Genomic DNA, 512 nt, shown 5'->3' with positions numbered 1-512 from the left:
GCAACTGGAGCCACGGGTGCCACCGGTGCAACCGGCGATACGGGTGCCACAGGCGCAACTGGTGATACCGGCGCTACGGGTGCTACCGGCTCGACGGGTGCCACGGGCGCGACCGGCGCAACTGGTGATACCGGAGCCACAGGTGCCACGGGCGCTACTGGCGATACGGGTGCCACGGGCGCCACAGGTGCGACCGGCGATACGGGTGCCACCGGCGCTACGGGCGCGACTGGTAATACTGGAGCCACCGGCGCTACAGGCGCAACTGGTGATACCGGAGCCACCGGTGCGACTGGCGACACGGGTGCCACAGGTGCGACCGGAGCCACCGGCGATACGGGTGCCACAGGCGCGACTGGAGCCACCGGCGCTACAGGCGCAACTGGTGATACCGGAGCCACCGGCGCCACAGGCGCGACTGGCGCCACAGGAGCAACCGGCGCCACCGGTGCGACTGGCGATACGGGTGCCACTGGAGCCACCGGCGCCACGGGTGCCACTGGCGATACCGG

General features: G+C 71.1%; 1 protein-coding gene. It reads left to right on the top strand.

Features of this window, described 5'->3' with window-relative positions:
- On the top strand, nt 1-512 hold a 512-nt coding region (locus ACWGS9_RS35310), incomplete at both ends, for a hypothetical protein (protein WP_454509494.1).

The organism is Mesorhizobium sp. Arg314 (assembly GCF_053714275.1).
The sequence above is the reverse complement of the archived record's forward strand: the minus strand, read 5'-3'. Positions and strand labels throughout refer to the sequence as shown.